General features: G+C 39.2%; 16 protein-coding genes. All 16 read right to left on the reverse strand.

Annotation, left to right across the window (positions count from 1 at the left end; translation table 11 throughout):
- Nucleotides 1-159 precede the first annotated feature (159 nt).
- The 16 genes from ACIP9C_RS11185 to dnaK all read right to left on the reverse strand — a co-directional run bounded on the left by ACIP9C_RS11185 (nt 160) and on the right by dnaK (nt 14,777).
- Nucleotides 160-1,116, reverse strand: a complete 957-nt coding sequence (locus tag ACIP9C_RS11185) for a PhoH family protein (RefSeq protein WP_401010549.1) — start codon at nt 1,114-1,116, stop codon at nt 160-162.
- Between the two features lie 2 nt (nt 1,117-1,118).
- Nucleotides 1,119-2,231: a sporulation protein YqfD gene (locus ACIP9C_RS11190; RefSeq protein ID WP_401010551.1), complete on the reverse strand. Its 1,113-nt coding sequence runs from the start codon at nt 2,229-2,231 to the stop codon at nt 1,119-1,121.
- Entirely contained in the window at nt 2,221-2,481 is a 261-nt protein-coding gene (locus ACIP9C_RS11195) for a hypothetical protein (protein ID WP_401010553.1), read from the reverse strand. The genes ACIP9C_RS11190 and ACIP9C_RS11195 overlap by 11 nt, the downstream gene beginning before the upstream one ends.
- Before the next feature lie 55 nt (nt 2,482-2,536).
- Nucleotides 2,537-3,037 (reverse strand): hypothetical protein, encoded by a 501-nt coding sequence (locus ACIP9C_RS11200; RefSeq protein WP_401010555.1) that lies wholly within the window; start codon nt 3,035-3,037, stop codon nt 2,537-2,539.
- A 27-nt stretch (nt 3,038-3,064) separates the two neighbouring features.
- Complete coding sequence (gene floA / locus ACIP9C_RS11205) at nt 3,065-4,069, reverse strand: flotillin-like protein FloA (protein ID WP_401010557.1); 1,005 nt, start codon at nt 4,067-4,069, stop codon at nt 3,065-3,067.
- 4 nt (nt 4,070-4,073) lie between these two features.
- On the reverse strand, nt 4,074-5,402 hold the full coding sequence (locus ACIP9C_RS11210; protein ID WP_401010559.1) for an NfeD family protein: 1,329 nt from the start codon (nt 5,400-5,402) through the stop codon (nt 4,074-4,076).
- A 333-nt stretch (nt 5,403-5,735) separates the two neighbouring features.
- Nucleotides 5,736-5,909, reverse strand: coding sequence for a 30S ribosomal protein S21 (gene rpsU / locus ACIP9C_RS11215; protein ID WP_004227078.1), 174 nt, complete (start codon nt 5,907-5,909; stop codon nt 5,736-5,738).
- A 379-nt stretch (nt 5,910-6,288) separates the two neighbouring features.
- On the reverse strand, nt 6,289-6,858 hold the full coding sequence (locus tag ACIP9C_RS11220; protein WP_340823617.1) for a manganese catalase family protein: 570 nt from the start codon (nt 6,856-6,858) through the stop codon (nt 6,289-6,291).
- A gap of 27 nt (nt 6,859-6,885) precedes the next feature.
- Entirely contained in the window at nt 6,886-7,149 is a 264-nt protein-coding gene (locus ACIP9C_RS11225) for a spore coat protein CotJB (protein ID WP_340823615.1), read from the reverse strand.
- Entirely contained in the window at nt 7,142-7,369 is a 228-nt protein-coding gene (locus tag ACIP9C_RS11230; protein ID WP_401010563.1) for a spore coat associated protein CotJA, read from the reverse strand. The genes ACIP9C_RS11225 and ACIP9C_RS11230 overlap by 8 nt, the downstream gene beginning before the upstream one ends.
- Before the next feature lie 208 nt (nt 7,370-7,577).
- Entirely contained in the window at nt 7,578-8,249 is a 672-nt protein-coding gene (gene deoC, locus ACIP9C_RS11235; RefSeq protein ID WP_401010565.1) for a deoxyribose-phosphate aldolase, read from the reverse strand.
- A gap of 196 nt (nt 8,250-8,445) precedes the next feature.
- Nucleotides 8,446-9,780 (reverse strand): tRNA (N(6)-L-threonylcarbamoyladenosine(37)-C(2))-methylthiotransferase MtaB, encoded by a 1,335-nt coding sequence (mtaB, locus tag ACIP9C_RS11240; protein ID WP_340823610.1) that lies wholly within the window; start codon nt 9,778-9,780, stop codon nt 8,446-8,448.
- Nucleotides 9,781-9,795: 15 nt separating this feature from the next.
- On the reverse strand, nt 9,796-10,533 hold the full coding sequence (locus ACIP9C_RS11245) for a 16S rRNA (uracil(1498)-N(3))-methyltransferase (protein WP_401010568.1): 738 nt from the start codon (nt 10,531-10,533) through the stop codon (nt 9,796-9,798).
- Between the two features lie 78 nt (nt 10,534-10,611).
- A complete protein-coding gene (gene prmA / locus ACIP9C_RS11250) occupies nt 10,612-11,553 on the reverse strand; it encodes a 50S ribosomal protein L11 methyltransferase (RefSeq protein ID WP_401010570.1) in 942 nt (313 codons plus the stop codon).
- Nucleotides 11,554-11,574: 21 nt separating this feature from the next.
- Nucleotides 11,575-12,693 carry a molecular chaperone DnaJ gene (gene dnaJ, locus ACIP9C_RS11255; RefSeq protein ID WP_401010573.1) on the reverse strand — a complete coding sequence of 373 codons (1,119 nt, stop codon included), beginning with the start codon at nt 12,691-12,693 and terminating at the stop codon, nt 11,575-11,577.
- A gap of 242 nt (nt 12,694-12,935) precedes the next feature.
- A complete protein-coding gene (gene dnaK, locus ACIP9C_RS11260) occupies nt 12,936-14,777 on the reverse strand; it encodes a molecular chaperone DnaK (protein WP_401010576.1) in 1,842 nt (613 codons plus the stop codon).
- Nucleotides 14,778-14,787 lie beyond the last annotated feature (10 nt).

Below are 14,787 nucleotides of genomic sequence, written 5' to 3' on the forward strand. Positions count from 1 at the left end.
CTGTTCCCGCAGGAGTCGCCCGCCCTTCGCTCCAATCAACAGGTATTAGTTTCTAGTAAAGATGACTAAGCTTAAAATTAAGCACTATATCGTTCTTCTGTTGTACCTGTCTCTTCGCTTTCGGTACAGACTTTAAAATAACCGCCTTAGGCGGTTATTTTAAAGTTGCTGATCTTCGTAAGCTTTAATGATTTTTGCTACGACTGGATGGCGGACTACATCACCTTGTTCTAGAATTTGGAAATGTATTGAATTGACATATTTTAATGTACGTTCAGCAACAATTAATCCAGACTCCGTATTTTTAGGAAGGTCGATTTGCGTTTTGTCGCCAGTAATAACCATTTTCGAACCAAATCCAAGACGTGTTAAAAACATTTTCATTTGCATATGTGTTGTATTTTGTGCTTCATCTAAAATGACAAAGGCATCATCTAATGTACGTCCACGCATATAGGCTAAAGGCGCGATTTCAATTGTTCCTCGTTCAATTAGACGTTGTGTTTGTTCTGTGCCATATATATCGTTTAACGCATCATAGAGCGGTCGTAAATATGGATCAACCTTTTCCTTTAAATCACCTGGAAGGAAGCCTAGAGACTCTCCTGCTTCCACTGCAGGACGTGTTAAAATAATACGCTTTACATGCCCATTTTTAAGTGCTTGTGTAGCCATTACTACCGCTAAATACGTTTTTCCGGTACCGGCTGGACCAATACCAAAAACAACGTCTTTGTGACGAATCGCTTGTATGTATTCTCGTTGACCTATTGTTTTTGCACGTATCGGTTTCCCTTTTGTCGTGCGTGCAATTTCTTCATCATAAAGTTCTGCAAAATATTCAATTGTCCCTTTTTGTGTCATTTCAATTGCCGTTGCTACATCACGCTGATCAATATTAATTCCTTTGCGAATAACTTTTAATAATGCGTGTAGAAGATATGTTGCCTGTTCTTTTGCCTCTTCTTCACCTGCAAGCTGAATTTGCTCACCGCGTGTAATGATATGGACATGAAGAGCCTCTTCAATTAATTTCATATTAGCATCGGAAATACCTAGCAGCATCACCGCTTCATTTGGATTATCCACTTGTAATACAGTTAAATGTTCTGACATAATCATTCTCCTTGTGGCCCTTGTATTGGACTTGCAATGTTTTCGTTGACTAAAAATAGAACTTTCCCTTCAACTGTACCATTCCCCCACTTCGCCTGTAAAAGGTTTTCTTTTTTAATAACTGTTTTTGCAGGGAGTGATTGAAGCATTTTTTCATGTAGTAGTGGCATTAACAAAGTATCTATTTTTGATTCATCTAATTTAATTTCCACCGTTTTTGTTTGCTGTTCCTCCACAATCGAAACATAAGGATCTAGCCAATTTGGTAAGTCTTTTTTTTGTACATAATCAACCGCTTCTTTATGAATACCCTTTACTACTACACGCCACTGCTTTTGTTGCATAGATTCAATTGTTAGCTTTGTTGGAATTTTAAATGTGCATTCAAGCCAGTAGTCTGCAAAAACTTCTCCCTTTGCCCCAACAAAGACATGATCGTCACCACTGTCAATTACACCACTTACGAGGACGTCACCTTCATAAGCTGTATCATTGACAGAAATTTTCCGTTCACCATGTTGAATGTTAAAGTTTGTGATGACACCGCTTTTAGTAGCTACTAAATGTGTTGCAAGTTTTTCGGTTGTCAATTCGGTTGTTTTTGGAGATTCCTGTGGTCTTAACGTAATACGACCACCGTGTTTTTCGATATGCACCCACGCTAGATCTCGATGTTTTTCTAATAGACTCTGACGAATTACAGCATCCGAAGGTAATACTTTTTTAGTCATCGGCGTTTCTAGCTGAAAAGTTTCTTGAAACGTTTTCTCGATTTGTTGCTGTAACTCTGGTGTAGCCGCTTCAATATCAACGCGCCAAATTACTTGCGCACAAAGTAATGGTATTAAAATCATGACAAACAGCCCAAGTAGTGTCCAAAGTTGTGCGCGAAAAACTTGAAGCTCATCTGCGTAATGAACAGTCATTTTTAGCCGATACCGACTACGTATACGGCGAATTTTTGGCAAATAGCCCATATTCGTTTCAAATGTAACTTCTTGATCTCGAAAGACAACACGCTTTAAAGGTACTTGCTGCGCATGTAATGCTTGAATAAAAGGATGAACATTTTCATGGCGCTTTATACGTATTATAATTGGTCGATTATTCCACATTCTTGCTCACACCCATATCTTTAGTCATTTTTACATGTAATTCTTGTAAATCCTCTACTGAAAGATGGAGCATTTCTTCCTTTATTGCATTTATTGCAACCGATTTTCCACGCACAATAATATGATAATCAGCATAAATAAACGAGCACGATGTAGCGTCAGCATGTAAAAAGCGATAAGGGCCTATAATTTTTAATGTTTCATACTGTGTTAATTCAAGTAGTGGCGTTAATTGAAATAATTTTTTCATAAAAAAATGCCTCCTTCTTCGGCAATATATGCGCCAAAAAAGGAGGACATGCTAGTTATTTTCGTTTTGCTTTTGGTGGGCCTAAAATTTCAGCCATCACCACTGCTTGCACCAATGCTTTTTGAGAATTCGGTAGCTGAAATCCATTATTTGTGGGTGCAACTGAGATATCTTTTTTCCCTGCAGCCATACGCCCAAGACTAGGACGATCGGTTTTACGACTCGATTGCTCAGCTGGAATAAGCGGTGGTGCAACATAGCTAGGCATATGTTCCTTCACTTTTTCTCGCACTGGTTCCACACGTTTTTCTGTGTCGTCTTCTGACGTAATTTCCGCTTTTAGTTCCCCTATAAATCCACGGGCAAAGTCTTCAAAGCTTTGCTTTCTAGCAATTGGACGACGATGCTTAGGCTCATCTACTTCCATTTGAGCGGAAGGTTGTGATTGAGCAGTTTTATTGAAAGGGGGCATTGGTTTTTGTTCTTTTTTATTTTTAGCTTTTCCGAAAAGAGAGCTGACTATGGCAATAATTGCAAATAAAATAAGTTGTTCCATTTGTTAGCACTCGCTCCTTTCCGTTAATTATGCTTTCGGTTCATTTGGGTCTGATTTATCTGTACTTACTTTTGAAATAGAGTCACGCATAGCCGTATCTGCTTGTATATTACGGTAATTCATATAGTCCATAATACCAAGGTTACCAGAACGTAAAGCTTCTGCCATCGCTTGTGGTACTTCTGCTTCTGCTTCTACTACTTTCGCCTTCATTTCTTGAACGCGGGCAATCATTTCTTGCTCATTTGCTACAGCCATTGCACGACGTTCTTCTGCTTTCGCTTGAGCAATGTTTTTATCTGCTTGCGCTTGTTCAATTTGTAATTCTGCACCAATATTTTTACCGATATCCACATCCGCAATATCAATGGATAAGATTTCGAATGCTGTCCCAGAGTCTAAGCCTTTAGATAATACTGTTTGTGAAATCATATCTGGATTTTCAAGGACTGTTGTATGGCTTGAAGCACTACCGATTGTCGAAACGATACCTTCACCTACACGAGCAATAACCGTTTCCTCACCTGCACCACCAACTAAACGTTCGATGTTTGCACGAACTGTTATACGTGCCTTCGCTTTAACTTCAATCCCGTTCATTGCAACACCTGCAATAAATGGTGTTTCAATTACTTTTGGGTTAACCGACATTTGTACCGCTTCTAACACATCACGCCCTGCAAGGTCAATTGCAGCACAACGTTCAAACGTTAGTTCAATATTAGCACGGTGAGCAGCAATCAGCGCATTTACGACTCGGTCTACATTACCACCTGCTAAATAGTGACTTTCTAATTGGTTAATCGTCACTGGTAAGCCTGCCTTATGTGCTTTGATTAACGGATTGACGATACGTGATGGAATTACACGACGTAAGCGCATCCCGATTAATGTGAAAATACTAACGCGGACACCTGCAGCAAGTGCGGAAATCCACAACGCCACTGGTACAAAAGTAAAGAATACAGCGACGACAATAAATAATAGGACAAGCCCGACTATTGGGCCTATTAAAGCTAAATCAAATCCCATGTTGTTATTCCTCCATCTCTTTTTCTGTTTGTCTCACGACAATGCGTGAGCCTTCTACTTTAATTACTTCTACATCCTTACCTACATCAACATAGCCACCTTCTGACACAACGTCAATTCGTTCACTTACAAATCGAATTGTGCCTGCTGGGCGAAGTGGTGTTAGCGTAATTCCCACTTTTCCTAACAACTCAGTGCGATTAACGTTAGACACATAGCCCTCTTCCGTTGTAGTAGCATCCATTAGCACTAACTTGTTTAAAACATGCATTTTTTTACCGAAAAATTTCATCAGGATCACCATTCCTATTATGGCTACTACAAGCGCAATAAAAATCGCCATGACCATTTGCATCATGTTTGCACCTGCCAGCAGCAAGCTAAGTAATATAAGCACGCCACCTAAAATACCAACAATGCCTCCGGGGACAAAAAATTCTGCAATGACTAGTGCTAAGCCTGCAATGAAAATTAACAATGTTTCATAGCCTGCAAAGCCTGCCACCATATGTCCGAAGAAAAATAATCCCAGGGCTGATAACCCCATTATACCTGGCACACCGAACCCAGGCGAATATAGCTCCATCACAAGCCCTAAACTCGCAACAGACAATAAAATCGGTACGATAAGTGGGTTCGTAATAAAACGAGCAATTTTCTCTGCAAAGGTTGGCTCAATTGATACAATATCACTGCCCTTTAAACCTGTCTTCGCCAAAAGTTCTTGAAAATTAGCAACAGTACCTTCAGAATATCCTACCTTTTCAGCCTCTGAAGCCGATAATGTTAATAAATTCTCGCCTCCAGCTCGAAATTCTGGCAATTCAATTGTCGAATCTGCCATTGCCAATGCATATTTCGGGTCACGTCCGGATGTTTCGGCAGCTGCCTTCATTTGAGCTAACCACGCGCTATGAGCCTTACTATCTGCTGCGTTGCCGGCAGAATCAATTACTGCTGCTGCTCCAATTGTTCCATTAGGGACCATATAAATTTCATCTGCATGTAAGGCTAAAAAAGCACCGGCTGAATGGGCATCTTTGTTAATAAAAGCAATAGTGTGTATCGTAGTGGCATCCATAAGCATGGCGATATCACCTGCTGCATTGACAAAACCGCCTGGCGTATGTATATCCAGTACAATCGCTTCTGCATAGTTTTCTTCTGCCTCTTTAAAAGCTCGTTCTAAAAATGCGTGAAGTCCACGTTCAACTTCATCATGAATCGGTACGTGGTAAACCTTGCTACTTGCAAATGCTGAAGTCAATGGAAACGCTACCAAAACAGTCATCCAGATGACGATGATATAGCTAAGGATTCTCCTTTTCCGCATCTTTTTCCCTCCCTTCTAACATGCTTCTCTACTCTATATACGACTGACCTTGTAAAAAGTTTCACAAAATCTAATTTATTTTTATTATACAATATGATAGGTGTTTTTTCCCTTCAGTCGATTATCAAAGTTGTTTTTCTTTGTAAATAAAAAAGCCGAATGAAATCTGTAGTGATTTCATTCGGCTTTTTCGAATATGTACCGCAAAAAGAGCATCATGCAAAATACCTGGAATTTATCGCAATTGCAACTAATTCCAGGTATATCATTGTCTGCTCAGTGAATCATACAATTGCGTGTTTTGAACGTAGGGATTTTTAATGGGAAATTAAATTACCACTTACGTTTACGTGCAGCTTCTGATTTCTTTTTACGTTTAACGCTAGGTTTTTCGTAGAACTCGCGCTTTCTAACTTCTTGAATTGTACCACTTTTTGATACAGTACGTTTGAAGCGGCGAAGAGCATCTTCAAGCGATTCGTTTTTGCGAACGACAGTTTTTGACATCTCTCTTTCCCTCCCTCCGAACACACGTCAATACACAATACAATTAGGCTAATAACCAACTGTTGTGTACTAAAAAATTATACCGTATTGTCTTATAACGGTCAATAGAAAGTATTCGAAATCGCGAAGAGAATTTTTAAAATCCATTTTAATCGTATTTTAAACGGTTCTTCAGATCACGATAAGAATAGTTATTGTGAATAAAAAGTAAATCTGAGTGCAGGATTATCTAGCCTAATCAGATATATTACCAAAAAATTTTTCGTAATTTCGTTAGAGAGGGACTCAGCGATATCTCTCCATCAGCACAAAAACTTTCATACAGTTCGAACTAAAATAGGTCAAACTTCGTTAAACGATTTATTAAGCCGTTTATTAGTTAAAATATTTTCTTTGTATTGCCATCCTCTATTAAAATTTCTACAGCCTCTCTAAAGCGTTGCGAATGGATAATTTCTCGTTCTCTCAAAAAAATCAAACTATCATTTAAATCTGGGTCATCCGATAAGTCAATAATCCATTGGTATGTGGCACGTGCTTTTTCTTCCGCCGCAATATCCTCGTATAAATCAGCAATTGGATCCCCTTTTGCCTGTATATAGGATGCGGTAAATGGTACGCCCGATGCATTTTGATAAAACAGCGCTTTATCATGGTTAACATAGTGATCAGCAAGTCCTGCTTCTTTAATTTGCTGAGGGGTTGCATCTTTTGTTAACTTATAAATCATTGTTGCAATCATTTCGAGATGAGAAAACTCTTCCGTTGCTATATCTGTTAACAGGCCTACTACTTTATCTGGTATTGTATAACGTTGGTTCATATAGCGAAGTGCAGCAGCTAGCTCTCCATCAGCACCACCATATTGTTCTACTAAATACTTTGCGAGCATCGGGTTACAAGTACTAACTTTTACTGGATATTGGAGCTTTTTTTCATAATACCACAAACACCTTTCCCCCTAGTCCAAATGTATTTATACTTGCCAAGGCCATGGCGTATCGATCCAATTAAACGGATAATTCGAATAGCTTCTTCCAAAATTCATAAGCGGACCAAATTTTTGTTCAAAATCTATTTTTAATCGCATACTTTTTTCGGTATTCTCATTAAATTGTGTAATTGCAGCATAATCATGTGGATGAGTATCTAAATAAAGGTTTAATTCAACTATAACAAAATCAATAGCTTGAATTTCCTCAAGAAGCTGATAAAATTCTGGTGGCATTTGTTTACTCACCTTTCATCCCACCTCTCTCTGGATTTGGATAGGGACTAAAAAAATCGGGCCATAGTGTACCAAACTTTAACGCTTCCCTCGCTGTCTGAAATTGTGGTAGACCAGGTGGTTGAAAGCCTATATACAATTGTGGAGGTGTTGCAAAGCTCTTGACCTCAATCGGTTTACAAGGATCAAAAGGACTGATAAAAGGTCGCCAATACTTATATTGCGTAAACATAAAATCCTCCCTTCTAAAGGCAATTACATCATTCGAGTATATGAGGTCGGAAAAATAATTATTCTGATGAAAAAATTAGCATAACAGCGTTTACTATGTAGTTGTTGCTTACAGTCGATTTATTAGTTATAAAACAAAAAAATAGCATACTAGAAAATATCCAGTACACTATTTTTCTTATTGAGCAATAATAAATTATTCGTGGGAATTAGTAATTAGAATCTGCAATTAAGCCCTTCATAATGGCTACACCCGAGCTTGCACCAATTCGTGTGGCACCTGCTTCAACCATTTTTTGCATATCTTCCAAGCTACGAACACCACCAGAAGCTTTTACACCTAGCTCTGGTCCTACTGTTTTGCGCATTAAAGCGATGTCCTCTGCTGTAGCTCCACCAGTAGAGAAGCCCGTTGACGTTTTCACGTAATCTGCGCCAGCTGCTACTGAAAGTTCACATGCTTTCACTTTTTCTTCCTCAGTTAATAGGCAAGTTTCGATAATTACTTTAACAAGTGCACTACCTTTTGCCGCTTCTACTACTGCTGAAATATCCGCTTGTACTTGTTCGAAGTTTTGAGCTTTTAAAGCGCCAATATTGATGACCATATCCACTTCTTGAGCACCATTTGCAATCGCATCTTTTGCCTCAAATGCTTTTACAGCTGGTGTATTAGCGCCTAATGGGAAGCCAATAACCGTACAAACTAACACGTCTGAGTTTTGTAATAGCTCGCTGCAATATTTCACCCAAGTTGGGTTGACGCAAACAGATGCAAAACTAAATTCTTTAGCCTCTGCACATAACTTTTCAATTTGTTCTTTTGTAGCCTCAGCCTTTAATAATGTGTGATCAATCATACTTGCATAATTTGTTTTCATTTAACAAGCGCTCCTTCTAACATAAGTTGTCCGTACCTCTCTGGAATAATAACATGTTTTTACGTTTCCGTCTAATTTCTTAAGTCATTACCCTATGGTCTTTAACTTGTAATAATTTTTATCATGCCCGATCATGGTTAATATTATCAATAAAAAAGGATTGTCCATCTCCAATAGATAGACAATCCTTTAACAATTATTTTACAGTTTCGAGTAAGCGTACGAATTGCCCTTTAGAATGAGGGTAGCCTGCTTGCGTAATTTTTACCTTTACAAGTTGGCCAATAAGGTTTTCAGGGCCTTCAAAAACTACTTTTAAATAGTTGTCTGTATAACCCGTTAATAAGCCCTCTTCCTCACTACCATCGTGAACAAATTCTTCTGGTATTACTTCTAACACTTCATTTTCAAAACGAGAAGCATATTCCTTAGCAAGTTGGTCATTTAAAGCGATTAGGCGGTGAACGCGCTCATTTTTAATGTCTTCATCGATTTGGTCTTCCATACGAGCTGCTGGTGTACCTGTACGAGGAGAGAATGGGAACACATGTAATTCTGAAAATTTATGGTCACGAATAAAGTTATACGTTTCCATAAATTCTTCCTCTGTCTCACCTGGGAAGCCAACGATAACGTCAGAAGTAACAGCTAAGTTCGGTAATGCTTCATGTAATTTTGTTAAGCGTTCTCCGAAAAATTCCATCGTGTATTTACGACGCATACGTTTTAATACTGTATCCGAACCTGATTGAATCGGAATGTGTAGATGATTAACAACAATGTTTGACTCGCGTAAAACATCTATCACCTCATCTGTTAGTTGGCTAGCTTCAATAGAAGAAATACGTAAACGTTTTAAACCTTTTACATTCGCCTCTAAATCACGTAACAACTGGGCAAGGTTATAATCTTTTAAGTCTTGTCCATAGCCACCAGTATGAATACCTGTTAGTACTATTTCAAGGTAACCAGCATCAACTAATTGTTGCGCTTGGTTTAGTACTTCCTGTGGATCACGCGAGCGCATTAAACCACGCGCCCAAGGAATAATACAAAACGTACAGAAGTTATTACAGCCTTCTTGGATTTTTAATGATGCACGTGTTCGGTCTGTAAATGCCGGCACATCTAATTCTTCATATACACGGTTTTTCATAATGTTGCGTACAGCATTAATTGGTTGACGCTCGTTACGATATTGCTCGATATAGCCAAGTAATTTTGTACGATCCTGTGTCCCTACTACAATATCAACACCAGGAATCGCCATAATTTCAGCTGGCGACGTTTGAGCATAACAGCCTGTAACACAAATAACAGCATCTGGATTTTGACGCACAGCTCGACGAATAACTTGACGTGATTTTTTATCTCCCGTATTTGTTACTGTACATGTATTAATAACATAAACGTCTGCTTGATGATCAAATTCCGTACGGTCATAACCGTCTTCTTTAAACAGTTGCCAAATAGCCTCTGTTTCATAGTGATTTACTTTACAGCCAAGTGTGTGAAAAGCCACTTTTGACAAGGCTAAACACCTCTTTCATTCAAATTCATATGATATTGCAGATAGCGCATAAAGTGGCGCTGTTTCTGCACGTAAAATTCTTGGACCAAGAGACATCGTTTGTGCGCCAGCTTGCTTCAGTGTATCTGATTCTTTGCGCGCAATTCCACCTTCTGGACCGAAGATAATAAGGATTGATTTCGACTCCTTATCATACACGTTTTTTAGCTTATCCGCAAACCTTGTGCGTTTTTCTGACTTTGCATCCTCTTCATCTGCAATGAAGACAGCGTCAAAATCGCCCATATGCGATACAAGCTGCGAAAATTTTATTGGTTCGTATATTTCTGGAATGTGCGTGCGATGTGATTGCTCCGCTGCCTCTTTTGCAATTTTTTGCAAGCGCTCCTGCTTTTTCGCACCTTTTTTAACATCCCATTTTACAATAGATCGCTCCGCTTCAAATGGTAATAAGGCATACATACCAAGCTCTGTTGCTTTTTGTGTAATGAGTTCAAGTTTATCTCCTTTAGGCAACCCACAAGCAACTGTTACACGAATTGGGAGCTCTGGAGATGGGATTGTGCGTCCCGTCGCTTTCACAACGACAACATCTTCTTCAAATGCAGCAATTGTGCAAATATAAGCTGTGTCTTGTGCCACGACGATGATTTCCGCACCTTCTTTCATACGCATAACACGCATAATATGGCGCGCATCTTCGCCTGAAATGCGGGCTGAATCAATGGTTGTGTCAATGAAATAACGTTGCATAGCTCACACTCCTTTCTTACTAGAGAAAACGCCAAACCGTAAGCACTCGGCTCACGATTTGGCGCTTCCTTGGTCAATTTATTGTGGTCGACGAGCGATAATCGCTACCCAATCTTCCATTAATAATACTTCTTCTATCACAAACCCTGAAGCTTCAAGAGCTGCTTTCACATCATCTCGTTTCGCCCCAATGATGCCTGAAGTGACATATAATCCACCTGGTTTGACAATTGTAAATGCATCGTCAGTAAAGGACATAATTATCTCTGCTAAAATGTTCGCGACTACAACATCAGCTGGCTCTTTCACAGTATCTAATAAGTTACCATGGAAAACTTCAACTTTATCGCTTACTTTGTTTAACGCAACATTTTCTTTGGCAGAACGTACAGCTACTTCATCCAAATCAAGCGCATGCACACTTTTTGCACCAAGCATTGCTGCACCAATCGAAAGAACCCCAGAGCCTGTGCCTATGTCAACAACCGTGTCGCCCTCTTTCACGACTTTCTCGAGACCTTGTAAGCACATAACCGTTGTTGGGTGTGTTCCTGTACCAAATGCCATACCAGGATCTAACTCAATGATTAATTCATCCGTTGAAACTGGTGTATAGTCTTCCCATGTTGGTACAATTGTAAAACGTTCCGAAATTTTAACAGGATGATAGTATTGCTTCCACGCTGTCGCCCAATCTTCCTCGTTCACTTCTACAATAGAAACAACATTTTCTCCGATATCAATGTTGAAATTCGTTAAATTCGTAATCGCCGCCTTGATTTCTTCGACTGTTTCATTTAAAAAGCTAGACTCTGATAAGTAAGCTTTAACGATAACACCCTCTTTTGGGAAATCTTCTTCATTTAGCGCGTAAATTTCACCATACTGATCTTCGCGTGGCTTCGCATATTCAGCTGAATCCTCAATAACAACACCGCTAGCCCCTGCTTCATGCAAAATATTTGAAATTGCTTCCACCGCTTCATTTTTTGTATGAATGGATAATTCTGACCACTTCACGTAGCTCTTCAGCTCCTCTAATTATTCACCTTGGAATTTTTTCTTGATTTTATCAAATAGTGAGCTTCCTTGTTCTTCTGGAATATCGCCACTAATTTCTGCAAATTCACGTAGTAATTGTTTTTGTTTTTCCGTTAGCTTTTCTGGTGTAATTACTCTAACTGTTACATATTGGTTACCTGTTCCATAACCATGCACATTTTTTACACCTTTATCTTTCAAGCGGAATTGTGCACCTGATTGTGTACCCGCTGGAATACGTAATTTCACTTTACCATGTACAGTCGGTACTTCAATTTCATCGCCTAATGCTGCTTGTGGGAATGTTAATTTTAATTCATAGTAAATATCATCGCCATCGCGCTCGAATTCATTGTGCCCTTGAACGCGGAACATAATGTATAAGTCACCAGCTGGACCACCGTTAATACCTGGTTCACCTTGACCTGTTACACGAATTTGTTGACCATCATCAACACCTGCAGGAATTGACACTTTAATTTTTTTACGTTTTTGAACTTTACCTTCACCGCGACAAGTTGAACATTTTTCTTTAATAATTTTACCTGTTCCGTGACAAGTCGTACAAGTACGACGATTCATCATACGGCCAAATGGTGTATCGACAGCCTGATTAATTTGTCCTGCACCTTTACATGTCGAACATGTTTCAGGAGTTGTACCTGGTTTTGCACCCGAGCCATGGCATGTATCACATGTTTCGTCTTTAGGAATTTCAATTTCTGTTTCTTTCCCAAAAATTGCTTCCTCAAATTTAATATTCATGCGGTATTGCAGATCGTCACCTTTACGTGGCGCATTCGGGTCTTGTCGACGTCCACCACCACCAAAGAATGAACTGAAAATATCCTCGAAGCCGCCAAAGCCACCGCCTCCGAAACCACCACCAAAGCCAGCATTTGGATCTTCATGTCCAAATTGGTCATAGCGGGCTTTTTTCTGATCGTCACTTAATACTTCATAAGCTTCAGCAATTTCTTTGAATTTTTCATCCGCACCTGGCTCTTTATTTAGATCAGGATGGTATTGTTTTGATAATTTACGGTATGCCTTTTTAATGTCATCTTTAGAAGCCGATTTCGTTAAACCAAGCACCTCGTAATAATCGCGTTTCTCCATGATTCACACTCCGCTCTTTTTGCATAAAATCTATTGTAACATGCAGTCTTAAAAACTGCCTCTATTTTCGCCATAATTTTCACTTTTCTATCAATGCCTCTATGCGCTATTGCCGAATTGACATGTCGCTGACACTTCGGGTTCATCTACTAGAACATCGTTAAACAATTATATAGAAAGAGAAAAGCCAAAGCCGCAAGCGGTCTTTGGCTTCTTCACTTTACTGTGCTGTTGAGAATTTCTTATTTATCGTCTTTTACTTCTTCGAAGTCAGCGTCTACGATACTGTCGTCTTTTTTATCAGCTCCAGCATCTGGACCTGCTTCGCCACCTTGAGCCGCTTGTGCTGCAGCTGCAGCTTGTTCATATACTTTCATTACTAGAGGCTGTAATACGCCTTCTAATTTTTCTTTCGCTGATTTAATACCTTCTAATTCGCCAGCTTCAAGCGCTTTTTTAAGCTCATCACGAGCATCCTCTACAGATTTCTTCTCATCTTCTGTAATTTGCTCACCTAAGTCAGCAATTGTTTTATCAACTTGGAATACTAATTGATCAGCTTCATTGCGAAGATCAGCTTCTTCTTTACGTTTTGCATCCGCTTCTGCATTCGCTTCAGCGTCTTTTACCATGCGTTCAATTTCATCGTCTGATAAACCAGAATCAGATTGAATAACAATTGTTTGTTCTTTATTTGTACCTAAATCTTTCGCTTTAACAGAAACGATACCATTTTTGTCGATATCAAATGTAACTTCGATTTGTGGAATACCACGTGGTGCTGGTGGAATATCCGCTAATTGGAAGCGACCTAATGTTTTGTTATCCGCTGCCATAGAACGTTCACCTTGCAATACGTGAATATCTACTGCTGGTTGGTTATCAGCTGCAGTTGAGAATACTTGTGATTTAGATGTTGGAATTGTCGTGTTACGATCGATTAATTTTGTGAACACGCCACCCATAGTTTCAATACCTAAAGAAAGAGGTGTTACGTCAAGAAGAACTACGTCTTTCACATCACCAGTTAATACGCCACCTTGAACTGCAGCACCCATCGCTACAACTTCGTCAGGGTTAACTCCACGGTGAGGCTCTTTACCAGTTTCTTTACGTACTGCTTCTTGTACTGCTGGAATACGAGTAGATCCACCAACTAAAATAACTTGGTCAATTTCTGAAGTTGATAGGCCTGCATCAGATAATGCTTGACGTACTGGACCTACTGTACGGTTTACTAATGGTAATGTAATTTCATCGAATTTCGCACGAGTTAAAGAGATTTCTAAGTGTAATGGACCTGCTTCACCAGCTGTAATGAATGGTAAAGAAATTTGTGTAGAAGTTACACCTGATAAATCTTTTTTCGCTTTTTCAGCAGCATCTTTCAGACGTTGCATAGCCATTTTATCTTTAGAAAGGTCGATGCCATTTTCTTTTTTGAATTCAGCTACTAAATATTCGATAACCGCGTCATCGAAATCGTCACCACCAAGTTTGTTATCACCAGCAGTAGCTAATACTTCGAATACACCGTCACCTAATTCAAGGATGGATACGTCGAATGTACCACCACCAAGGTCAAATACTAATACTTTTTGGTCTACATCTTGTTTGTCTAAACCATAAGCAAGTGCAGCAGCTGTTGGTTCATTGATAATACGCTCTACTTCAAGACCAGCGATTTTACCAGCGTCTTTTGTCGCTTGACGTTGCGCATCGTTAAAGTAAGCAGGTACAGTAATTACTGCTTTTGTTACTTTTTCACCTAAGTAATCTTCCGCATAGCCTTTTAAGTATTGAAGAATCATTGCTGAAACTTCTTGTGGTGTGTATTCTTTATCTTCCACTTTCACTTTTTCAGCTGTACCCATTTTTGATTTGATTGAAATAATTGTGTTTGGATTTGTCACTGATTGGCGTTTTGCTACTTCACCAACTTGTTTTTCACCATTTTTGAATGCTACTACAGATGGTGTAGTGCGGTTTCCTTCTGGATTTGGGATAACTTTTGGTTCTCCGCCTTCAAGTACAGATACACAAGAGTTTGTTGTTCCTAAGTCAATACCGATAATTTTGCTCATAGTAAAATTT

Source organism: Lysinibacillus sp. NPDC093210, from assembly GCF_044753985.1.
In the GTDB taxonomy this organism is placed as follows: Bacteria; Bacillota; Bacilli; order Bacillales_A; family Planococcaceae; genus Lysinibacillus.

Bases quoted from the DNA above. Each gene is read 5' to 3' on its own strand.
- ACIP9C_RS11185 (WP_401010549.1), bottom strand. From the start codon at position 1,116: ATGTCAGAACATTTAACTGTATTACAAGTGGATAATCCAAATGAAGCG.
- ACIP9C_RS11190 (WP_401010551.1), bottom strand. From the start codon at position 2,231: ATGTGGAATAATCGACCAATTATAATACGTATAAAGCGCCATGAAAAT.
- ACIP9C_RS11195 (WP_401010553.1), bottom strand. From the start codon at position 2,481: ATGAAAAAATTATTTCAATTAACGCCACTACTTGAATTAACACAGTAT.
- ACIP9C_RS11200 (WP_401010555.1), bottom strand. From the start codon at position 3,037: ATGGAACAACTTATTTTATTTGCAATTATTGCCATAGTCAGCTCTCTT.
- floA (WP_401010557.1), bottom strand. From the start codon at position 4,069: ATGGGATTTGATTTAGCTTTAATAGGCCCAATAGTCGGGCTTGTCCTA.
- ACIP9C_RS11210 (WP_401010559.1), bottom strand. From the start codon at position 5,402: ATGCGGAAAAGGAGAATCCTTAGCTATATCATCGTCATCTGGATGACT.
- rpsU (WP_004227078.1), bottom strand. From the start codon at position 5,909: ATGTCAAAAACTGTCGTTCGCAAAAACGAATCGCTTGAAGATGCTCTT.
- ACIP9C_RS11230 (WP_401010563.1), bottom strand. From the start codon at position 7,369: ATGTTTACGCAATATAAGTATTGGCGACCTTTTATCAGTCCTTTTGAT.
- deoC (WP_401010565.1), bottom strand. From the start codon at position 8,249: ATGAAAACAAATTATGCAAGTATGATTGATCACACATTATTAAAGGCT.
- ACIP9C_RS11245 (WP_401010568.1), bottom strand. From the start codon at position 10,533: ATGCAACGTTATTTCATTGACACAACCATTGATTCAGCCCGCATTTCA.
- dnaJ (WP_401010573.1), bottom strand. From the start codon at position 12,693: ATGGAGAAACGCGATTATTACGAGGTGCTTGGTTTAACGAAATCGGCT.
- dnaK (WP_401010576.1), bottom strand. From the start codon at position 14,777: ATGAGCAAAATTATCGGTATTGACTTAGGAACAACAAACTCTTGTGTA.